Annotated in this window: 20 protein-coding genes; 9 read left to right on the plus strand and 11 right to left on the minus strand. The window is 43.5% G+C overall.

All coding sequences use genetic code 11. From position 1 onward, the window contains the following. Positions 1 to 153: 153 nt before the first annotated feature. Complete coding sequence (locus tag IEV61_RS10945) at positions 154 to 969, plus strand: TerC family protein (RefSeq protein ID WP_188416556.1); 816 nt, start codon at positions 154 to 156, stop codon at positions 967 to 969. A 76-nt stretch (positions 970 to 1045) separates the two neighbouring features. On the opposite strand, the gene gltX is transcribed toward IEV61_RS10945, so the two are convergent. Beyond that, positions 1046 to 2566, minus strand: a complete 1521-nt coding sequence (gltX, locus tag IEV61_RS10950) for a glutamate--tRNA ligase (RefSeq protein ID WP_188416557.1) — start codon at positions 2564 to 2566, stop codon at positions 1046 to 1048. 223 nt (positions 2567 to 2789) lie between these two features. Between gltX and IEV61_RS10955 the strand changes: the two genes are divergently transcribed. Beyond that, positions 2790 to 4028 carry a sensor histidine kinase gene (locus IEV61_RS10955; RefSeq protein WP_188416558.1) on the plus strand — a complete coding sequence of 413 codons (1239 nt, stop codon included), beginning with the start codon at positions 2790 to 2792 and terminating at the stop codon, positions 4026 to 4028. After that, positions 4000 to 4521 carry a DinB family protein gene (locus tag IEV61_RS10960; protein WP_188416559.1) on the plus strand — a complete coding sequence of 174 codons (522 nt, stop codon included), beginning with the start codon at positions 4000 to 4002 and terminating at the stop codon, positions 4519 to 4521. The genes IEV61_RS10955 and IEV61_RS10960 overlap by 29 nt, the downstream gene beginning before the upstream one ends. Positions 4522 to 4579: 58 nt before the next feature. Here the strand turns inward: IEV61_RS10960 and IEV61_RS10965 are convergent, their stop codons facing one another. Both IEV61_RS10965 and IEV61_RS10970 read right to left on the minus strand, forming a co-directional pair. Further along, entirely contained in the window at positions 4580 to 4960 is a 381-nt protein-coding gene (locus IEV61_RS10965; RefSeq protein ID WP_188416560.1) for a DUF6249 domain-containing protein, read from the minus strand. A 133-nt stretch (positions 4961 to 5093) separates the two neighbouring features. Beyond that, on the minus strand, positions 5094 to 6476 hold the full coding sequence (locus IEV61_RS10970) for a serine hydrolase (protein ID WP_188416561.1): 1383 nt from the start codon (positions 6474 to 6476) through the stop codon (positions 5094 to 5096). Positions 6477 to 6608: 132 nt separating this feature from the next. Here IEV61_RS10970 and IEV61_RS10975 point away from each other — a divergent pair, with 132 nt between their 5' ends. Together IEV61_RS10975 and IEV61_RS10980 are read left to right on the plus strand one after the other, a co-directional pair. Next, complete coding sequence (locus IEV61_RS10975; RefSeq protein ID WP_188416563.1) at positions 6609 to 7190, plus strand: RNA polymerase sigma factor; 582 nt, start codon at positions 6609 to 6611, stop codon at positions 7188 to 7190. Beyond that, positions 7187 to 7687 carry an anti-sigma factor family protein gene (locus tag IEV61_RS10980; RefSeq protein WP_188416565.1) on the plus strand — a complete coding sequence of 167 codons (501 nt, stop codon included), beginning with the start codon at positions 7187 to 7189 and terminating at the stop codon, positions 7685 to 7687. The genes IEV61_RS10975 and IEV61_RS10980 overlap by 4 nt, the downstream gene beginning before the upstream one ends. Before the next feature lie 195 nt (positions 7688 to 7882). Here IEV61_RS10980 and IEV61_RS10985 read toward each other — a convergent pair whose 3' ends face one another. Both IEV61_RS10985 and IEV61_RS10990 read right to left on the minus strand, forming a co-directional pair. Continuing rightward, on the minus strand, positions 7883 to 9616 hold the full coding sequence (locus IEV61_RS10985; RefSeq protein ID WP_188416567.1) for a sodium:solute symporter family protein: 1734 nt from the start codon (positions 9614 to 9616) through the stop codon (positions 7883 to 7885). Positions 9617 to 9727: 111 nt separating this feature from the next. Then, a complete protein-coding gene (locus IEV61_RS10990) occupies positions 9728 to 9919 on the minus strand; it encodes a hypothetical protein (RefSeq protein ID WP_188416569.1) in 192 nt (63 codons plus the stop codon). 183 nt (positions 9920 to 10102) lie between these two features. Here IEV61_RS10990 and IEV61_RS10995 point away from each other — a divergent pair, with 183 nt between their 5' ends. The 3 genes from IEV61_RS10995 to kduI all read left to right on the plus strand — a co-directional run bounded on the left by IEV61_RS10995 (position 10103) and on the right by kduI (position 12363). Further along, positions 10103 to 10567, plus strand: coding sequence for a nuclear transport factor 2 family protein (locus IEV61_RS10995; protein WP_188416571.1), 465 nt, complete (start codon positions 10103 to 10105; stop codon positions 10565 to 10567). Positions 10568 to 10600: 33 nt separating this feature from the next. Continuing rightward, entirely contained in the window at positions 10601 to 11374 is a 774-nt protein-coding gene (locus IEV61_RS11000) for an SDR family NAD(P)-dependent oxidoreductase (RefSeq protein WP_188416573.1), read from the plus strand. A 158-nt stretch (positions 11375 to 11532) separates the two neighbouring features. Further along, entirely contained in the window at positions 11533 to 12363 is an 831-nt protein-coding gene (kduI, locus tag IEV61_RS11005) for a 5-dehydro-4-deoxy-D-glucuronate isomerase (RefSeq protein WP_188416575.1), read from the plus strand. A 179-nt stretch (positions 12364 to 12542) separates the two neighbouring features. Here the strand turns inward: kduI and IEV61_RS11010 are convergent, their stop codons facing one another. Both IEV61_RS11010 and IEV61_RS11015 read right to left on the minus strand, forming a co-directional pair. Then, positions 12543 to 13115, minus strand: a complete 573-nt coding sequence (locus tag IEV61_RS11010) for a hypothetical protein (protein ID WP_188416576.1) — start codon at positions 13113 to 13115, stop codon at positions 12543 to 12545. A gap of 114 nt (positions 13116 to 13229) precedes the next feature. Then, entirely contained in the window at positions 13230 to 16124 is a 2895-nt protein-coding gene (locus IEV61_RS11015; protein WP_188416578.1) for a DEAD/DEAH box helicase, read from the minus strand. A 281-nt stretch (positions 16125 to 16405) separates the two neighbouring features. On the opposite strand from IEV61_RS11015, the gene IEV61_RS11020 reads away from it, so the two are divergent. Continuing rightward, positions 16406 to 17020 carry an HAD family hydrolase gene (locus IEV61_RS11020; RefSeq protein ID WP_188416580.1) on the plus strand — a complete coding sequence of 205 codons (615 nt, stop codon included), beginning with the start codon at positions 16406 to 16408 and terminating at the stop codon, positions 17018 to 17020. A 2-nt stretch (positions 17021 to 17022) separates the two neighbouring features. On the opposite strand, the gene IEV61_RS11025 is transcribed toward IEV61_RS11020, so the two are convergent. The 4 genes from IEV61_RS11025 to IEV61_RS11040 all read right to left on the minus strand — a co-directional run bounded on the left by IEV61_RS11025 (position 17023) and on the right by IEV61_RS11040 (position 22005). Then, positions 17023 to 17598, minus strand: coding sequence for a 5-formyltetrahydrofolate cyclo-ligase (locus IEV61_RS11025; protein ID WP_188416582.1), 576 nt, complete (start codon positions 17596 to 17598; stop codon positions 17023 to 17025). A 238-nt stretch (positions 17599 to 17836) separates the two neighbouring features. Continuing rightward, positions 17837 to 18400 (minus strand): elongation factor P, encoded by a 564-nt coding sequence (efp, locus tag IEV61_RS11030; RefSeq protein ID WP_188416584.1) that lies wholly within the window; start codon positions 18398 to 18400, stop codon positions 17837 to 17839. Between the two features lie 52 nt (positions 18401 to 18452). Further along, positions 18453 to 21311, minus strand: coding sequence for a M16 family metallopeptidase (locus IEV61_RS11035; protein ID WP_188416586.1), 2859 nt, complete (start codon positions 21309 to 21311; stop codon positions 18453 to 18455). Between the two features lie 64 nt (positions 21312 to 21375). Next, the gene (locus IEV61_RS11040) at positions 21376 to 22005 is read right to left on the minus strand and encodes an ABC transporter ATP-binding protein (RefSeq protein WP_188416588.1); all 630 of its coding nucleotides are present in this window, start codon (positions 22003 to 22005) and stop codon (positions 21376 to 21378) included. Positions 22006 to 22070 lie beyond the last annotated feature (65 nt).

The raw sequence follows: 22070 nt of genomic DNA on the forward strand, positions 1-22070 counted from the left end.
AGGCTTGAAATAGAGCCTATAACGATATCTTGTCATATTAAAACATGATGATGTGCCGGAGTGTTCTAACTTTGCCATTGAACGCCGGTATCAACCAGTTACTGTAAACGCATTATAGTAACTGGTTGATGCTGTTCATAAGCACAACAACTCATGGAGCTTCTGCACAAATTATTAGGTAACGATATACAGGCCGGCCTGCTCATTATACTCAATCTTATTGTTATTGAAAGCCTGCTTTCGGTTGATAATGCCGCCGTGCTAGCCACCATGGTGCTGGATTTGCCTAAAGAGCAGCGCAATAAGGCCCTGCGTTATGGCATTATAGGTGCCTATGTTTTTAGGGGGGTATGCCTGCTGCTGGCCACTTATCTGGTTAAGGTGTGGTGGTTAAAGCCATTAGGCGGCTTTTACCTGCTTTACCTCGCTGTAAATTATTTTAGGGGCAAGGCAGCCGAAGAAGACAAAGGTGAAGAAGCTGTTAAGAAAGAGGAAAGCTGGATCTATAAATCGACCGTTGGTTTAGTAGGTAACTTTTGGGCCACCGTTGCCCTGGTAGAGATCATGGACCTGGCTTTTTCTATAGATAATGTATTTGCCGCCGTTGCCTTTACCGATAATGTTTTCCTGATTTATACCGGGGTGTTTATTGGTATACTGGCTATGCGTTTTGTGGCCCAGGCCTTTGTTAAACTTATGGAGAAGTTTACCTTTTTAGAAACCATTGCCTTTGTAGTGATAGGTGTTTTAGGAATTAAGCTGGCCTCCTCGCTATTCACCCACTTTTATCCAACCAGCCCAATTTCAAAAGCTATTGAAGGTGAGCGGACAGACCTTATTGTTTCCATTTTTACCGTACTGGTATTTGTGATACCGGTGGTGACTTCGCTCTTGTTCAATTTTCCTAAGCGTCATGCCATTAAGGCCAACGTAGCAAATGAAGCCGACGAAGTGCTGGATAAGAGTTAATAACAATACAGCCAGATACCAAAGAAGCCTCCGAATAACTCGCGGAGGCTTCTTTGGTAAATAAGTTTTTTATTTATTAAGCTGTAAAAGCTGCTAATGCCTTTTCTATACGCGCAATCACTTCATCTTTACCCAATAGTGCGGCAATATCAAACACATGCGGGCCAAATTTACCGCCTACCAGCATAACGCGGAAAGGCAGCATGGCATCACCTATTTTGAACCCTTTTTCGGTTAACAACGCCTTAAAGTTTGTTTCCAAGTCGGCTGCGTTCCAGTTTTCGGTTTGCTGTAATTGGGTAATGTAAGTATGAAATAATTCTGTTTTAGCGTCAGTCCATTTTGGCTTTACGGCATTCAGGTCATACTCTTGAGGCTGCTTGAAAAAGTACCAGGCATGCTCATAAATATCGTTAATTAAGATAAGGCGGTCTTTTACCAGATTAATTACCTGTAACAGGTAATCATCGGCACCATCCTCAATGCCTTTATTGGCTAAAGCAGGTTTAACAGCGGCTAATAACTGCTCATCGTTTAATTTCTTGATCCATTCGGCATTGTACCATTTGGCCTTCTCGTAATCAAATTTAGCACCGGCTTTGCTTACCCGGTCTATCGAGAATTTCTCTACCAATTCGTCTAACGAAAATAGCTCCTGGTCGGTACCATCGTTCCAGCCCAGCATACCCAACAGGTTTAAAAATGCCTGTGGTAAAAATCCAATTTCACGAAAACCTTCTGTTACTTCACCGCTTTTTGGGTCGGCCCAGGTCATGGCGTAAACCGGGAAACCCAGGCGAGCACCGTCGCGCTTGCTTAGTTTACCATGTCCATCAGGTTTTAATATCAGTGGTAAATGCGCCCATTGCGGCATCTGGTCTTTCCAGCCAAGGTACTCCCACAATAACATATGTACCGGTGCCGATGGCAACCACTCCTCACCACGGAACGCATGGGTAATCTTCATTAAAAAATCATCTACCACTACGGCTAAATGGTAGGTGGGCATACCGTCGGCCTTTAACAGCACTTTATCATCAACGGTGTTGGTATCAAACGATACATAACCGCGTATCATATCGGTAAAGGTGATGGTTTCATCCTCAGGCACCTTAATGCGAATTACGTGTGGGGTATCTGCCTGTAGCAATTGCTCTACCTCATGCTGAGGCAGCGATAAAGAGTTGCGCATGTCTAAACGGTGCGCCATGCCATATTGAAAATTAGGTACATCGGCACGTTTTTTCTCTAAATCTTCGGGCGTATCAAAGGCGTAGTAAGCATGGCCATGCATCACCAGTTTTTCGGCATACTCGCGGTATAGTGCTTTACGTTCGCTTTGGCGGTAGGGGGCAAAAGGGCCTCCCACCTGCGGACTTTCATCGGGAGTTAAGCCGCACCATTCAAGGCAGTCAACTATATATTTTTCGGCGCCATCTACGTAGCGGCTTTGGTCGGTATCTTCAATGCGCAGTACAAAGGTACCGTTATGTTTTTTGGCAAAAAGGTAGTTGAATAATACGGTACGTACGCCGCCCAGGTGTAATCCACCCGTTGGGCTTGGGGCAAAACGTACCCTCACTTGTTGATTTGACATAAGGGCAAATATAGGTGTTGAGGGGGTAAGTCCGTTAGTTGGTAAGTCCGTTAGTTATGAATTTGATATAAAGCAAACAAAACCCGCGCAGACAGCATTCACACTAACGGACTAACGGACTAACGGACTAACGGACTAACGGACTAACGGACTAACGGACTAACGGACTAACGGACTAACGGACTAACGGACTAACGGACTAATTTCTATATTTGGGCAAATCATGAGTAATCCTTACCTACAAAAAAAGCGCTGGAAATACCTGTTGCTGTTTTTTGCCCTTGTAATTGCCGGTAGTTCTTTGCTTTATACCAAGTATTTGGTGGTAAATATTGCAAAATCTGAGCGTACGCGGGCGCAGGTTTGGGCGCAAACCATGAAGCAGATATTTTCTACCCTGGATGAAGAGCAGTTGAATTACGTGTTTTTTGTTAGGGATAGCCTGTCGGTACCGGCTATAGTGACTGATGAGAAAGGTGACATTAAGTTTCATCGCGGTTTAGATTCAGGTAAAACCAATATTAATGTTGTCCCCGAGCCCGGCGCTAAAAAAGCGCCTGTATACGATCCGCAATACTTTGAAAATGAGCTAAAAATAATGAAGGCGCAGCACCAGCCCATCAAAATTAATGTGCAGGGCTTTGGTGATAATTATTGGTTTGTTTATTATAAAGACTCACAATTGTTAACCCAGCTGCGGGTGTTCCCATATATCCAGCTTTCTATTATTGCGGTATTCCTGGCCGTGGCTTATTCGGCTTTCAGTTCCTCACGTAAGTCGGAGCAAAACCAGGTTTGGGTGGGCTTGGCTAAAGAAACTGCTCATCAGTTGGGTACACCTATTTCTTCTTTACTGGCTTGGATTGAACTCATGAAAGCCAAGTTTGATGCTGAAGACGATCCGCTGATTGCCGAAATGGCCAACGATGTAAAACGCCTGGAAATTGTGGCCGACAGGTTTTCTAAAATAGGCTCTAAACCGGTGCTGGAACCACACTCGGTTTACGAGGTGATTAAAGACTTTGTAGATTATTTCAGCGTACGTGTAAGCGATAAAATAAGCTTTGAAATTACGGGTGACAGGTTTTTAAAGGCTGGCATTAACGTGCCCTTATTTGATTGGGTAATTGAAAACTTACTCAAAAATGCGGTAAATGCGATTGAGGCCCCCGGCAGTATTAAAGTAGATATTGCCGCCAGCAAGGCACGCAACCAAATTTATATAGATGTAACAGATACGGGTAAAGGCATACCACGTTCTAAATTTGTAACTGTGTTTCGTCCGGGGTATACCACGCGCAAGCGGGGCTGGGGTTTGGGGCTATCGTTAACCAAGCGTATGGTTGAAAATTACCACAATGGGCAAATTTTTGTTAAAGACTCCGAACTTGGTAAGGGAACCACTTTTAGAATTATTTTAAGAAATATAGAAGATGATAGCGATTCCGATTCCGAATCCTGATGAATATGCGCCGTTCTACGCCAATTATGTAAGCAAGGCCATAGCACAAGGCGATATATTACAAACGCTGACCCGATTACAGGAAACCACTTACAGCTTTTTTAAGAGTATTGGAGAAGATAAAGCTAATTACGCTTACGCCGAAGGCAAATGGACCCTCAAACAACTGCTAAGCCACATGATAGATGCCGAGCGGGTATTTGCTTACCGGGTATTGTGCTTTTCGCGAGGTGATGAAAATGCCCTGCCAGGCTTCGATGAGAATGATTATGTTGAACGTGCTGACCTGAGCAGCCGAACACTGCAAGATCTGGCTAAAGAGTTTAAAGAGTTGCGCGGGGCTAACTTTTATTTATTCCATGCGCTCAATAATGAGCAGTTGTTATATACCGGTATTGCCAGCGGTAAGCCGGTATCGGTAAGGGCACTGTTGTATATAACAGCAGGCCATGAGCTCCATCACCTCACTATTATTAAAGAAAGGTATATATAAACCAAAAAGCCTCTCCAGATTACCCGGAGAGGCTTTTTTAATAGTACAAAATTGGTATTTACACCAGATCTTTTTCTTCTTTATATACCGTTACATTTTTATCAAGCACCTCTTTTTTCTCAATAAGGTATGATACAAATAAACCCAGTCCTCCGAAAATGGCTATCAGGCTAAAGTAAATAGCTTCATTATGACGTGATGTTTCGGCAAAAACGGTTCTGTCTAAAACGCTGGCTAAAAATAAGCCCAGGCCGGCGCCAATTAAAAGTAACCCCCATTTAAGATTTTGGTACGGGGCCGATTGTGGTTTGTAACTGCGTGGATCCATGCCACGTTCTATCATGGCCATTTTTTCGCGCTTGTTTAAATATACTATTCCAAATATCATAGCGAATAAACCCAGATTCACTAAGATGATCATTAAAAAAGGAGATTCCATTATGTTTAAATTTTAAGTTGTTAGTTTAATGTTTCACCGCCATTGGGTGATTTGTAAACTATGACCACACAAAATTTAATCAGGTTACAGGGAGTTACACTTTTTTTGCAGATATTTTATTTGATGCGATAATCTACTTCATCAAGGTAGAAAGCATTCCCTCTGCATTTTTATTGGCCGGGTCGGTTTGCAGTGCTTTAGTGTAGTATTTGATAGCTTCTTGCTTATCACCCTTCTTAAAATAACATTGCCCCATTAACTCATATCCGTACGATGTATCGGCTGGTTTACCTTTTAAAGCTACGGCTATCGTAAACACCTTAACAGCATCGTCAAAATGGCTGCGGCGCTCTAAATATTTGCCGGTGCTTATCAAATCGCCTATTTCAAAAGAAAAGTCATACTGGTTTTGCCCGGTAGCCTTCAATTGGCGGTAAAGTGCCAGCCCGCTATCGGGGTTAGCTAAAACCTTTTCCCTTATTTCCAGGTAAACCGATTTTTTTGGGACAGTAACCACTTCGTTTTTTAGCACCGCCAGTATAGCCGATTTAATACCATGCACTTTTAGTTGCTGGTTGTTAGTCATCATTACTATGGTAATACCTTCTTTAACATTGCTGTAAAACAGCGCTTCGTAATTACTGTTAGAGCCCTGATGCTGGTGCCAGGCCAAATCATCGTTTTCAAAGCCAACCGAACCTAAACTGCTTTCTCCACCCGCAAAGTTGGCGGCCAGTTCTTTAAATGAAGCTTTGGAGATCACTTTGTAGTTGTGCAGATTTTCTGTCCATTTATATAAATCGGTAACAGGCAATCTAACCCAGCCGGTCATGGCTTGGGCATAAGGGGTTTCTACAAATTCACTGTTGAAAGCCCGTGCCATTCCTGCACCATTTAGCGGGTAATCAACTGTAGTATTGTTCATGCCACAGGGTGCCAAAATATTCTGTGTTATAAAATCGGCATATGGCAGGCCACTCAACTTTTCAATAATACGCTCCTGCAGGTATACATTATAATGGTTGTATATATAAGCCGAACCGGGTTCAAAACTCAGAGACTTCAACGCCATCAGGTTAGCTAAGATCTGGCTGTCGGTTTCGGCAGATGTGGCATCGAATAAGGGTATACCACTGGTGTAGTTAATCAAATGCCGTATTTTTACCTGTTGTGCCCAAGAGGGCAGTAACGGCATGAATTTACTGATCGGGTCATCTAAACTTAACTTACCTCTTTCTTTAAGTATCATAATGCCGGTACCGTTAAACTCCTTACTAATGGAGCCAATGTCAAACCGCATATCGGTAGTCAACAGTTTTTTACGGCTGCCGTCGGCATATCCCCATGCCTTTTCATAAATGATCTTGCCTTTTTTGGCAACTAAGATATTGCCGTTAAATATTCCGCGTTGGTAAGCCACCTGCATTACAGAATCTATACGCGCCACTGTGTTTTGCTGCGCTTTAGTGTAATAAGCAAGCAACAGTAACCCAGCCAATAAAATGAACTTATACATAAACCTATTTTTTCAAAAGACACCCTTTTATACAAATAGTTACCTTGTTTGCTAATTATCGGCAATATCACTTATATTTATTACGGTAGGCTGTAACCTTAACTTAAACCGTGTAGTCATAGCTGTTGTAAGATGCAAAGCAAGCTGACAGATATTGAACTAATAGAACAAACCCTGGCGGGAAACCAGTCGGCCTATGCCGATTTGGTGAAACGGCATCAGCGGTTTGTGTTTACGCTGGCTTTGCGCTTTACCAAAACCCGCGAAGATGCCGAGGAGGTAGCGCAAGATTGCTTTATTAAGGCATACCGGTCGTTACAGTCGTTTAGTGGAAATTCAAAGTTTACTACCTGGCTCTACAGTATTGTGTATACTACGGCTATGACATTTTTGCGGAAAAGGAGATTAGACACCTCATCTATAGATGATGAAAGTAACTTGATACAGGTAGAAAACAGGAATGCTGCTTTTGAGAATAACATGGCCGAAAATAAATCGCGGTCTTATTATGTAAATCAGGCTATTGAGCAGTTAATGCCCGATGATGCTATGATTATTACCCTGTTTTATAAAGGTGAGCAAAGCCTGGAAGAAATAGCTGTGGCCTTGGGTATTGAGCCTAATAATGTGAAAGTGAAACTATTCAGGGCGCGCCAGCGTTTGAAAGAAAAGCTGGAGCGCAATTTAAAACATGAAGTTAACGAACTGATATGAAGAATATTGAGGAAGAACTGTGGAATTATTTGGACGGTTTGGGCTCGGAGCAAGAGCGCGAACGCATTAGCCAGTTGATTGCCACCGATAAAGCATACCAGCAACAGTACGAAGAGCTGCTTTCCTTTAATAACGAACTGGAGAGCATGGAGCTTGATGCGCCGCCTATGGCTTTCACCTATAACGTTATGGAAACCATACGCACCGAGGAAGCCAGTAAACCGCTGAAAGCAGCCATTGATAACCGCATTATTAAAGGGATTGCCCTGTTTTTTATTGTAAGTATATTGGCTTTAGTGGGTATGGCCCTGGCAACCACCAACTGGAATAGTGTAACTGCCGGCGGACTAAAGATGCCGGCCGACCTGCATTTGCCATCTTTGAAAAATATTTTCAACAATACGGCTTTAAAGGGCTTTGTGTTTTTCGACACGGTACTTGCCCTCTACCTGTTCGACGGATATTTGCGCCGCCGCAAACCTTTGGGAGATATGTAAAAGCTGACACTTTTGTACAAAATGCTGAACATTTTGGCAGCGACAGTGTATATTTTGCAGTAATTTAAACCCGGGCAGGAGCTAAATTAATTTGATTAGGGACGAAATAAAAGATTTTTTAGAAAAATAGACGTAGCAACACAATTTTTGGTATAACAATTGTGTTAGTGTATATGAATTGGTAAACTTACCAATTTAATTGTGATAAGGTTTAGGTTGAAAGTCCCCCGGTGCAAGACTGGGGGGCTTTTTATTTATAAGGGGATTTAAGCACAGCGCAATTACAACGAGTAAGATGCATCCCAATGCATTAAGCCATAAATAAGCTACCACCTCTTTCCATCCGCAATAAACTACTACCGCTTCGGTAATTAAGGCAGCAATAAATACAGTATTACCTTTAACGTGTTTTACATAAAACGCTACTACAAATACGCCTAATATGGTTCCGTAAATGTAAGAGCCGAGTTTGTTTACGGCTTCCAGCAAATTGCCTAACTGCCCTGCGTATAAGGCCATCAACAAGCAAACAATTCCCCAAAAAACCGTTGCCACCCGCGATGCGGTCACATAGTTTTGATCGGTTGCATTCTTGTTAATAACCCGCTTATAAATATCAATTACCGTGGTAGATGCCAGGGAATTTAAGGCACTTGCCGTTGAACCCATAGACGCAAGGAATACAATGGCAATAAGCAGCCCTACCAGGCCTTTGGGCAGGTATTTGGTTACAAAGCTCAGGAATACATAGTTGGTATCGTTAACCTCGGCTAAAGCGTTATTTTGCTTCATTAATGCCATGCCTTGTTTGCGCAGGGTATCGGTTTGGGTTTGTACTTGTTGCAGTTGAACTTGCGCTGCGTCAATTTCTTTATTGTTGTTACCGTTGAGCGCATTAATGAGCGCGTTAGCTTTAGCTTTCTTCCCCCTTGCCGCCGTTGCATATTGCTCTTCCAACTTTTGATACTCACCGGCGTATGGGCTGGCTTTAATTTCCTTAACCTCATTACGGTTAAAGAATAAAGGCGGCGGGTTAAACTGGTAAAAACTGAATACCAGTACACCTATCAATAGAATCAAAAACTGCATGGGTATCTTGATCATGGCGTTCATGAGCAAGCCCAGCCTGCTTTGCCCTACTGAGCTACCGGTTAGGTAGCGGCCTACCTGGCTTTGATCGGTGCCAAAATAGGAAAGTTGCAAAAAGAAGCCTCCTATAACACCACTCCACACATTGTACTGGTTCTTGGGGTCAAAATGCCAGTCTATGATGTTAATATGATTGAGTTTGCCGGCTAATTGCAGAGAGTTTCTGAAGCCTACACCCTGCGGAAGCAAGTTTACCACTACTACACCGGCCAGAAACATGCCGGCAAAAATAATGCTCATTTGAAGCATTTGCGTGTACGAAACCGCCTTAGTGCCTCCATAAACCGTATACACAATAACCAGCGTGCCAATAAACAGGGTAGTATAAACTACATTAATTTGGAGTATTGCCGAAAGGATGATGGAGGGTGCGTAAATGGTAATACCGGTAGACAAGCCGCGTTGCAGCAAAAACAAAAAAGCGGTTAATGCCCGTGTTTTCAAATCGAACCGCTGCTCTAGATATTCATAAGCGGTATAAACTTTAAGCTTGTGAAAAATGGGCACAAAGGTAATGCACAGCACAATCATAGCCAGGGGCAGGCCAAAGTAAAACTGTACAAAGCGCATCCCGTCGGAGTAGGCCAACCCCGGGGCCGACAAAAATGTAATGGCACTGGCTTGCGTAGCCATTACCGAAAGCCCTATATGGTACCAGGGCAAAGAACGGCCGCCCACCAGGTACTGATCTAAATTTTTACTGCCACGGCTTTTGTACAAGCCGTAGCCAATTATGGCTATTAAGGTAACAGCTAAAACAATCCAGTCGGTAAGGCTCATTTAAAGATGATGGTAATGAGCCAAAGTACAAAAATTAAAAAAACCAGCCATACGATAACGATACCGTAAAACTGGTTCCAGCTTTTTATGAATTTAGGGAGGTCTTGCCTATCAGGCGTCATGACGGCCTCTAACCAAAAACTTTAAGAATAAAGCGGCGGTCAGTAATCCTAAAACACCGCCAATGGGGATGTAAATTAAGCCTCTGTTTACTACAAAACCTACAAACAGGCCTGTTAACAAAGCAATGATATAAAAATATGAATCTAAGTTCTCTTTTTCTTCGTGGTGATGATGTGCCATAGCTTTTATGTTCTTGTGTACAAAAGTAGCTGATTAACCTTGGGATACAAAACTTTGTTCATGAGATTTGCAAAATGGTCAAATAAAAGTGCCACCCGGTCTTTTATCTATCACTTAACGCGTTACATTTGCAATGTAGCATGTACCTTAGTGTATCATCGAAAAATAAACTGCAAATAAACCATGAAGAATTTTAAGCTCATTTATCTTGCTATCATTTTACTCATGACCTCTTCTCTTTCGCTTAAAGCACAAAAACAACCAAGGGTTAATGCCAAAAAACAGGTAGAAGAAGCTGTAGAAACACTACGCAAATTGATGGTTGATCCGGATAGTGCCAAGCTATCGGCCATGGCGTCTGACAAATTAACTTTTGGTCACTCCAGCGGAAAAATTCAGAACAAGCAGGAGTTTTTACATTCATTTATAAGTGGCGATACCGATTTTACCAGCCTCGATTTTACTAACCAAACCGTAACCGTTTCGGGCAGCACGGCCATTGTGCGCCATACCTTAACCGGCGGCACACACGATAAAGGAAAAGAGCCCGGCACGGCCAACTTATTAATCATATTAGTATGGCAAAAGGTAAAAGGCCAGTGGGTATTGCTGGCGCGCCAGGCGGTAAAGCCACCGGTAGCCAGCTAAATAAAGAACATCTATAATATTATCATACAACACATGAGTGATCTATCTCAATTATTTGATCTAACAGGAAAAACTGCGCTGGTTACGGGCGGTAATAAAGGCATAGGTATGGGCATGGCTATTGGCCTGGCCGAGGCTGGTGCAGATATTATTGTGGTATCGGGCTCGGTTGAGCTGCAGGGCAGTGCTATTGAGCAACAGGTAACCGCTTTAGGCCACAAGTTTAAAGCTTACCAGGCTAACTTGAGCAACCGCGAAGGCTTATATGCGTTTGTAACGCAATTGTTGTCCGAAAACCCCCGCATAGATATTTTAGTAAATAATGCAGGCACCATTATGCGCAAACCTGCCGCCGAGCACCCCGATGAATATTGGGACAATGTTTTATCATTAAACCTGGATGCTCCTTTCATCCTTGCCCGCGAACTGGGCAAGCATATGATTGAGCATGGCAGCGGAAAAATCATTTTTACGTGTTCGTTGTTAACCTTTCAGGGCGGTATCAACGTACCGGGCTATGCAGCCAGTAAAGGAGCTTTGGGCAGCTTAGTTAAAGCGCTGGCTAATGAGTGGGCCTCTAAAGGCATTAACGTAAACGGTATTGCCCCAGGCTATATTGCTACCGACAATACCGAAGCTTTACGTAACGACCCTGACCGCAGCAAAAGCATACTGGACCGAATACCGGCAGGCCGTTGGGGCGAGGGCACCGACTTTAAAGGCCCTGCCGTATTCTTAGCTTCGGAAGCAGGCAGCTACGTAAACGGACACATCTTAACCGTTGACGGCGGCTGGATGGGACGTTAAGAGAGAGTCAAGAGTACAGAGTCAGGGGAGTCAAGAAATTAACAGGGTGTCAGTCTGAGCTTGTCGAAGACTTAGCAGAGCGTGTAATGCTTCGACAAGCTCAGCATGACAGTGCAAAAACACGTACAACTGAAAACACACAACACACAACTGAAAAAATGGAATTAAGATTTGAACATAGTAAGAAAGAAGTAAGCCGCATGACCACCGAAGAACTGCGTGAAGCATTTTTGGTGGAAGAGTTAATGCAGGCTGATGTAATTACCAAAGTATATTCACACTACGACCGCATTATTGTAGGCGGTGTAAAACCGGTTAACAATGCTGTTGAACTGGGCAACCACGAAGAGCTGAAAGCCGAATACTTTTTAGAGCGCCGCGAACTGGGCATCATTAACGTGGGCGGTAACGGCGTAGTAGTAGCCGACGGACAAACTTACGAACTGGATAAAATGAGCTGCCTGTACTTAGGTAAAGGTACCAAAGATGTCGTGTTCAAAAGCACCGACCCAGCTAACCCGGCGGTATACTACCTGCTATCGGCCCCGGCACATGCTAACTTCCCTAACCGCTTAATGACCAAGGAAGAAGCTGCACCGGTACAACTGGGCGATAGTAATACTTCTAACAAACGTACCATTTACAAATACATTCATCTGGATGGTATCCGCAGCTGCCAACTGGTAATGGGCTTAACCGTATTAGAAACCGGCAGCGTTTGGAACTCGGTACCACCGCATACCCACACCCGCCGCACCGAGGTTTACTTTTACTTTGATTTGCCCGAAAACCAGCGCTTGTTCCACTTTATGGGCGAGCCGCAGCAAACCAAGAGTATTGTGATGCAAAACCACGATGCGGTGATCTCTCCTCCATGGTCGGTACACTTTGGCTGCGGTACCAGCAACTACGCTTTCATATGGGGCATGGCCGGCGAAAACCAGGTGTACAGCGATATGGATCCGCTGGCTGTGGTTGATGTAAAATAGAGCACGCAAGTGCAATATTTTTATTTGCGTCATTGCGGTACGAAGCAATCACTTCGTAGAAAGGCAGTTCGAAAAACTATAGTGCAACGATTGCTTCGTACCTCAATGACGAAGTTTTTAAAAACAATAAAGCCGGCTAATTTCTTAGCCGGCTTCGTTTTGTGAGTTGTATATAGGGTTTAGTGATTCCACTTAAAATCTTTCGTATCAAATTCCATTTCTTTTAGTCCGCTTTCATAAAACTCGGCCTGAACAATAACTTTTTTGGCTGATTTTAGCAGGGTTAGAAACTTTTTAGGACTGTCTATGAACAGCGCATCCGAGCTGCCATCAGAAGGTTCGCTGCAAGTGAAGTTAATAGGCTTTTTATCGTCAAACCTAACTTTTACCGTTGTGCCGTCTGAGTGAGAATTGAACTGGCCTTTGGAAATACCTATTAGTACGTCGGTACTTTTAGCCATTTTTCGCACCGTAATAGTTCCGTTAGAACCGCCATCATACGGAAATTCAAAGTCAAGCTGGTTGTCAGATTCGATTGTAGCGAAGTAATTTTTCGCTGAAGTCATCTTATCAACTTCTTCAGAATACTGCCATTTGCTTTCAGCTTTAGCAGGCTCGCTACTTTCTGCTGAAATGCCTTCTTTAGATTTTGTGTCTTTTTTGGTTGAGTCGCTTGAGCTGTTCGAACTTTCGCTTGAGCCGCATGAGGAAAATAAGCCCGCCACCAATAGTAGGGTAAATACTCGTTTCATATTGTGATAAAATTTATGTCACAATAATAATTGAAAATATTATACAAACAAAAGTTTGGCGAATATTTTTAGCAATTATTTTTCTCCCTTGCTTGAATATATCGTCAATAGCTTCTATTTGAGTATTTCCCGGATATCGTCAGCCGATAGCGACTTGATAAAACTTTCCTCTGTAGTAATCAACGATCTTGCTACACTTAACTTTCGTTGTTGAAGGGCCAGTATTTTTTCTTCTACTGTATCTTTAGTAATAAATTTATAAATAAATACATTTTTGGTTTGGCCAATGCGGTGCGTACGGTCAATAGCCTGCTGTTCTACGGCCGGGTTCCACCATGGGTCGAGTATAAATACATAATCCGCTTCGGTCAAGTTAAGCCCTACACCACCTGCTTTAATCGAAATAAGGAACACCTGCGTTTTGGCATCTTCCTGGAAACGCTTAACTACCTCGCCCCGGTTCTGGGTGCTGCCATCCAAATAAGTATACCGAATATTATGCTGGTCGAAATACTGGCGGTAAATAGTAAGCTGCTTTACAAATTGCGAAAATATGAGCACCTTGTGTCCGCGGTCTAATACGTTAGCCAGCGTATGCACCACGTTCTCAAATTTGCCCGAATCACCCTCATACGTATCATCTATCATGAAAGGGTGGTTAGCTATTTGCCGTAGCTTAATTAAGCCCTGCAACACCTGTATTTGTGTTTGAGCAAAGGTGCCGTCTTCCAGGCTTTGTAATAATTCGTTACGATATTCCGATTTTACCTTTTCGTATACGGCGCTTTGCTCATCGCTCATCTGGCAATAGAACAGCTGCTCGGTTTTAGGCGGTAACTCGGTGGCCACCTGTTCTTTAGTACGGCGCAATACGAAAGGTTTAATTAAGGCCTGCAAGCGCAGTGCTTTATCTTCATCCTTTTTCTTTTCAATAGGGGTTACAAACTCATTCAAAAAGAACTGCTGGCTGCCCAGCAAACCCGGGTTGATGAACGACATTTGCGTCCACAAATCGTTTACTGTATTTTCTACCGGCGTACCGCTCAAGATCAACTTATGGCGCGATTTAAGCTGCTTAACGGCCTGGTATGATTTGGATGATGGGTTCTTGATATTCTGGCTCTCATCCAGAATAATATAATCAAAAAAGAAAGCCTTGAACAAGTCCACATCAATACGGCTGATGCCATAGGTGGTCACCACCACATCGTACTTGCCAAATACATCGGGCGATTTATAGCGAAATGCCCCCGTATGCACCATCATGCGCAAGCCGGGCGTAAACTTAGCCGCCTCGTTTATCCAGTTATAAATAAGCGAGGTGGGCATAATGAGCAGCGATGTGCTGGTAGCGCCGATAGCCTCTGCATCTTCCTTGTTCTTTTGCAGCAGGGCCAGTGTTTGTATGGTTTTACCCAAGCCCATATCATCGGCCAGGCAACCACCAAAATGGTACTCTTTTAAAAAATGAAACCAGTTATAGCCAGCCTTTTGATATGGGCGCAAGTTACCGGCAAAGTTTACCGGCATGGGCATATCTTCCAGCTCTTCAAAATCGGTAAGCTTTTGCAGCTTGCGGTTAATGGTAATGCTGGCCAGTTCGCCTTCGGCTAAATCATTAATTAAGCCTATATGATGCTTACGCAGCTTCAAATCTTTATTGCCCTCGGCAAAGTTGAGCAGGTTGCCGTACTGGGCAAACCACTCTTCGGGTATTACGGCTATTTCGCCGCTGGGTAGAGTAAACTCTTTTTTATGGTTCAGGATATGGTTGCGCAAGTCCATAAACGGAATTTGGTACGGGCCAAAATGTACCACTGCATAAATATCGAACCAGTCGTTATTCTCTTTTACCTGCAGGTCTATCTTGTTACTGCCAAACAGGTAGCGTTTTTGACCTTCGGGCTGTTCAATTTCAAAACCTGCGGCAATGAGCTGGTCATGGTGCTGGTTAAGCCATTCAAAAATCGAAAAAGAGCGGTCGGCCTGCTCATTATCGTGCTTTACTTCGAGGTTTTGAAACAGGGACGATGACGTGGTTAAACCCAAAGCCTCCAATTGTGCCAGCTTATTTTTTTCCCAGGTAACTGAGCGCTTAATGCGATGAAAAATATAGTCGTCGCCATTTCTATCAATTTTAACAGAAATGTGGCGCCCATCGCCGTAAGGGAACACATAGCCGGCATACTTAAAGTATAGCTGTATCTGCGAGATACCGCCCTGCACGTAGATGGGTTTTACCACCGGGCGGGCATCGTATTTTTCAGTATTGATGGTAAAGCCCTCGGCATGTACATGATGTTTTTCAATAAGCGGGGCTACAAACTTTTCAAAGTAAGACTGCTCGGCACTACGCGGAATAGCAATAAAGCGTTTATTGAGGAAAGGGAGTAGCTTTTTACCCTCTACATCCTTATCAAAATAATAAAGTGTATCATCCAGCATTAACCAGCCGGGGTGGTTGCACACAATCTCGGCCCCTTTAAACATAAACTCTATCCGCATGCCCTGATACTTGATGGTAGGGTAGTAGCGGATCTCGTTCTCGTCGCGCTTAAAGTGGAACAGAACGGTGGCGGCTTCGGTGGCGATATGCAGCCGTTTACCCGCCGGGTAGCCCTCTTTGCTCATCAGGAAGATCTGCTTATCATTCATGAGGCTCAGGGCCTCAGCCATTTTCTTTTCTATTTTGGGGCGGATAACCTCGTAGAGTTGATCGTTAAATACCTTGCTGAAAAATTCGTAGGGGCGTACTGGTTTTTTATGATACTTTTTAATGATATGACCCTGCTCAATATCTTCTAACAGCTTAATGAGTTTAAGGTCGGTGTCGTTAATGCAGTTAACAAACTCTTGCGCCGTATTGGTAAATAAACGCTGGTGAGTAAGCGAGAACTCGCCATTGGGATTAAGCTGAACTATGTGCGGTTCAATGATCCAAGAAAGATATTCATGGCGGGCAAACGCATAAATGAGCTGGCAAGGTTTACTGCTGTCGACACGTAGCATAGGTTAATTCAAAAAATTTATTGAAGCTACATCAACAAAAATTTCAAACCTAAACAGAATTTTAACGAATAAAAAGGAAATGAGCTTAAAACTGAAAAATTAACAATTTAATAATTGATGTTATTCTTTCTAAATGATGGACAGTAAGAAGCTATTTAATGTTATAACTAAGCATTATAAAATGCGACAGATTACTTACTGATGAAAAGGTGTTCTGCATGAACGCTTTAGAAATGCTTTTCGCAAAAAAAGATTGGTGTAGTGTTTGTACCTTGCGGGCTATGGCAACAACTGATCAGGAAAAGTACGACGCACTGCTAAAATTAACACAGGATGATTTTCAGGCATTTTTATATGACTGCGACGGCACCCTGGCCGACAACATGGGCGCCCATACTGATACTTACATACGTGTAGCCGCCGAAGAAGGCTTGGTGTTAGACGGTGCCATTATTGATGAATTTGCCGGTTTGCCCATTATTAACGTAGTAGAGCAAATTAATACCCGCTACCAAACTAACCTTGACCCCGAAGATTTTAAAGCCCGCAAATACAAAATATTTTTAGAAGAGTACATAGACCATACTCAGCCCATAGAGTACGTGGTGAACCATTTGAAAAACCATGCAGGCACAGTAAAAATTGGGGTAGTGAGTGGCAGCAGCCGTATAGCTGTTGAAAGAACTTTGAAAATATTAGGTATCTTAGATTTGGTGGAGGTTATGGTATGTGCCGGAGAAACTATCCATGGCAAGCCTTATCCCGACCCGTTCCTGAAAGCTGCCGAACTATTAGGTGTTGACCCGCAGCATTGTTTGGTGTTTGAAGATGGCAATGCCGGTGTACAGGCAGCCGAAGCCGCAGGCATGCGCTGGGTGAGGATTGATAAGGTATAAAATCAGCCAGGTAATTTACAGATCCGATCAGGCAGTATGCATTCCTGAATTTTTTGATCAAATGGATTTACATCGCTAATTACGTCTACCGGTTCAAAGAATGATAGGCCTACAAAGCGTGTATCCTGCTTGCATTGCGCCATAAAACGATCGTAGAAGCCCTTGCCATAACCTACCCGGTAACCTTGCCTGTCAAACGCTAACAGGGGAACAAGCACCATATCTATCTCCTGTGGGTCAATCGTATTGCCGTCAATGGGTTCGGGTATACCAAATGCATTAATACCCATTTGCAACTGCTCATCGTAAATATAGTGCTGCATAGTGCTGTCTGCAAAATTAGCCTTAGGAATAATCCGTTGAATGTGCGGATGCATGGCTAAAAGCCAGTTGAGCATCAAAAACGTATCAGGCTCCTTACGTGTATGAATAGGTAGAAAAAGATGAATGCAATTTACACCAGCTAAATTGAACTGTTTAAATTGTTCCAGCAAATCATGATTTAGCCGGTCGTAATCAGCCTGGGAAAGCTGATTGCGTTTTGCTATGAATACTTTGCGGAGTTCTACCTTGGTCAATTTATTTAGCTAATTTGGGTAACTGTTTATGCTACAATGTCATTGCGAGGAGCGATAGCGACGTGACAATCTCTAAGCGCTCAATCACCTTTCGCTGGAGATTGCCACGCTATCGCTCGCAATGACATGGTGTTGTTTGTTTATGATTATATATGGTTAACATAATCAAATGCAGGGACAATTTACAAACAAAAAAAGCTTCCAAACCGGAAGCCTTTTTTATATTAATGAGTTCTATTTACCCTTTTACACGCTCTATGTAAGCGCCTGTGGTAGTATCAACTTTTACTTTTTCACCCTGGTTAATAAACAACGGCACTTTTATTTCGGCACCGGTTTCTAAGGTTGCAGATTTTAGGGCTCCGCTCGAGGTATCGCCCTTAACGGCCGGCTCTGAGTAGGTAATTTCCAGCTCTACCGAAGCAGGCGCCTGTGCCATAATAGGCTCGTCGCTTTCAAAGGCGATGATCACGTTAACGCCTTCTTTTAAAAACTTAACGGCGTTACCAAACAGAAATTTAGGAACGTTAAACTGCTCGTAAGTGGCATTATCCATCACTACCATATCGTCGCCATCTTCATATAGGTACTGGTAATCGCTGGTTTCTACACGGGCAATGGTTACGTCCTCGTCGGTACGGAAACGGTATTCTACCAATTTTCCACTTTTAACGTTACGCATACGGGCCTGGTAAAAGGCACGTAAATTACCCGGGGTACGGTGTATAAACTCTTCTACCTGCACTAATTCTCCGTTGAAGCGGAGTATATTTCCGTTTTTTATTTCTGATGCTTTAGACATAATAATTTTTAGTGGTGCAAACTTAGGCACTTAAGGGCAAACAATCAAGCAGTTAATTACCTGCCGAAGTGCCTGCCGTTACCAAATCACCATCCGTGTTTAATTCAACAATCTCATAACCTAATTTTTGCAGGCCGGGTAAAATGCGTGCTTTATCGCCCACCAATAAAATGTTCATTTTATCGGGTGTAATAAATTGATTGGCCGCGGCCTTCAATTGCTCCTGGGTGATATTTTTTAATAAAGCGCCTTGTTCAGTTACATAAGTAGCCGGTAAGTTATACTCCTGTATTAATGAGATAAAGCGGGCCTTTTGCGGACCAGTTTCATAACGTAAGGCATTACCCTGACCAATTGCTTTTTTCAGGAACACCACTTCTTCGGTGGTTGGGCCGTTGGTGGTATAGTTTTTCAACTCCGTCATTAAAGCAACCAAAGCACTATCGGTTGATGGTGCACGTATACCCGAGCTAAAGGTAAACCCGCCCGAATACTTATCGGCCGCGAAACGGCTGCTGGCACCGTAGGTCCAGCCCTTGGTTTCGCGCAGGTAGGTGTTTAAGCGGCTGGTAAAATCGGTACCCAGCGGGTAGTTGGCCATGTAGGCTTTATAATAATCGCCGGTTGGGTTATACCGCATGTTGTTACCATAACCTACGCTAAACTGTGTTTGGGCTGCCTTAGGTACATCTACAAGATAAATCTTGGTTTTAGCCACAGGTAAGGCTGGGGCAGGGGTAACGAGGTTCACCTTTTTGTTAGGCAGTTTGCTTAAAAAGGCAAGCTGGCTAATTACTTCCGGCTCTTTAACATCGCCCACTACCACTACTTTTGCACCATTGGAGGTGATGTAGTTGTCGTAATAATTTTGAATATCTTTAAAATTAATATTGCCTACCGTTTTTTCGGTGCCCGACTCGGGTATACCCAGCACGTTGGTTGGGCCGTAGTTGAGTTTGGCATATACCACGTTAGCTATAGAAGCAGGCGAAGCCTTAGCTAATTTAAATGCTTCCAGGCGTTGTTTTTTAATGCGGTTAAAGGCATCCTCGGTAAAGTTAGGGCTCAGCAAACGCTCTTGTAATAAGGCCATAGTTTTAGGCAAATTAGCTTTGAGCGATTGTACAATGAACACGGTGCCATCCACATCGTTGCTAACCCTTATACTGCTTCCCAACTTCTGCAGTTCGGCAGCAAATTTTTCGGCAGTATAGTTACGGGTATCTTCGCCCATCATGGCGGTAAAAAAGCTTGATAATCCAGCTTTTGAAAGATCATTAGCATCGGCTAAACGACCGCCCGGAATAGTTAAATTCAAGGTTACTACAGGCACTTCCGTATTTTCTGAACCAATTACGTTTACGCCGGTTGGCAAAGTTTTTTTCCAAAACACAGGTGCCTTGGTAATCGGCACTGGGCCAATTGGCGGAACGGTGCCACGGTTAAAATTATCTTTAGGGCGATTGTAGGTAAGGCCTGCGTAACCGTAGTTAGGGGCTTTGTAGTTTGATGTATCGGGTTTAAAGTTATCAGTATTGGCAGCCACTACATTGCCGGTTTTAGTAAGCACGCTTAATATAACAGCGCCTTTTCCTTTAATGTATTTATTGTAGGCATTCTGCACATCCTGCTTGGTTAGGGATGAATACATTTTTAATACTTCGCCCGTTCTGTTAGGGTTGCCGGTAAGCGTTTGGTATTCGGCCAATTGTGATACTTTACCCGACACACTTTGTAAGCCATTGATAAACTGCGACTCGATGCTGCCTTTAAACTTGGCCATATCCTCATCGGTAATGCCGCGTTTCTCTAACGAATCTAAAGAGGCGCGGTAAAGTTGTTCCATATCGGCCAGGGTTTTACCGGGCAGCGGGGTTAATTGTACCACAAATTCGCCGGCTAATTCATCGTTACTGCTGTAAGCCGATGCATTTAAGGCCAGTTGCTTTTTAACCATAGTTTGATAAAGCAATGAGTTTTTGCCTTGCCCAAGTATTTCGGCCAGGCAGTCAATAGCGGCCATATCCTTGTTAAAGTTAGGCACGGTAGGGTATACAATGGCCAGTAGCGGCAAACGCGCATAGTTATCGGTATACGATACATACCTGTCGGCCGTTAAGCTCACCGGTGCAACTACTACAGGTTTTACCTCGGGGCCGCGTGGAATACTGTTGAAATACTTCTCCACCATTTTGAGGGTTGATGCAGTATTAAAATCGCCACCTATAGAGAGCGTAGCATTGTTAGGGCCGTACCAACGCATAAAAAAGTTTTTCAGATCGTTCACATTGCTGCGGTTCAGATCTTCGATATAGCCAATGGTTAACCACGAGTACGGGTGACCGTAAGGATATAAAGCTTTGCTATAATATTGCGATACCAAACCGTAAGGGCGGTTATCATAGTTTTGGCCGCGCTCATTTTTTACTGTGGCGCGTTGGATCTCAAAACGTTCCTGGGTAACCTGGCCCAGTAAAAAGCCCATGCGGTCGGCTTCCAGCCATATGGCGTTTTCGAGCACGTTTGCGGGTACGGTTTCATAATAGTTGGTACGGTCGTGGTTGGTAGAGCCGTTGTTATCGCCACCGTTGCCAATGGTAATTTTATCGTGTACGCCTTTAGGCGCATGGTCTGACCCTTCGAACATCATGTGCTCAAAAAAGTGGGCAAAGCCCGATTTACCTATCTCTTCACGGGCCGAACCTACGTGGTAGGTGACATCAACATGCACCAGCGGATCGGAATGGTCTTCGTGCAAAATAACGGTTAAGCCATTAGGCAGCACATATTTTTCGTAAGGGATAACGAGGTCTTTGCCTGTTTTGGTTACTTTTTGAACCAGTTTAGCCTGCCCGAAGGTGGTTGCACCGGCAGCAAGCATGGCAAGCGTAAGGCTTAGGGTTTTTTTCATGAATTAAATTAGCTAAGCTGCTAATTTAATGGTTTACGCGTAAGTTCTATTACAAACGGCCTGTTTATTTATAATCGGTAATGAGGAGATGGTTGCTGCAAAAACTGTATTCCTGTTCCTGGTTAGAGCCTACTATTATTAGCCGGTTAACGGCATAGTTTTGCACTAACTGCAAATACCAGTCAACCCCTTGTGTGTCTAAATTAGAGGTGGGTTCATCCAGCATTAAAATGGCCGTATCTGAGCAAAAAGCCAAGGCTAATTTGAGCCTTTGCTTCATGCCTGAGGAAAAGTATTTAACCAGCTTGTTTTTGCTGGTTTGCATGCCCAGTAGTTCAATTAACCGGGGCCTATCCATACCCGCAATAAAGGGCTTAAACTTAAAATGGAAATCGATGACTTCAGTCAGGCTAAAATCTTCAATCAATTCGAGGTAGGGTGCGGCAAGGCTAATGTGTTTAAACACATCGTCGGCATCAATAAGCGCATCATTTTGATAGAAGTTTACTTTGCCTGTTGATGGCGATAGGCTGCCATTAAGGAGTTGCAATAAGGTAGATTTGCCCGAACCATTTGGCCCCAGCACTGCATAACTATTACCAGGCTCAAACGTGTAATCAAGCCCCTTAAATATCCAGTCGCGGTTAAAGCGGCGGCCTGCATTTTCGAGGGTGATTTTTAGTTGATGGTCCATAGTCGATAGTTAGTAGTCAATAGTCCATGGTCGATAGTCCATAGCCTATGGAATTTCTTATACTA

The sequence above is a fragment of the Mucilaginibacter galii genome, assembly GCF_014635825.1.
Classification (GTDB): Bacteria; Bacteroidota; Bacteroidia; order Sphingobacteriales; family Sphingobacteriaceae; genus Mucilaginibacter; species Mucilaginibacter galii.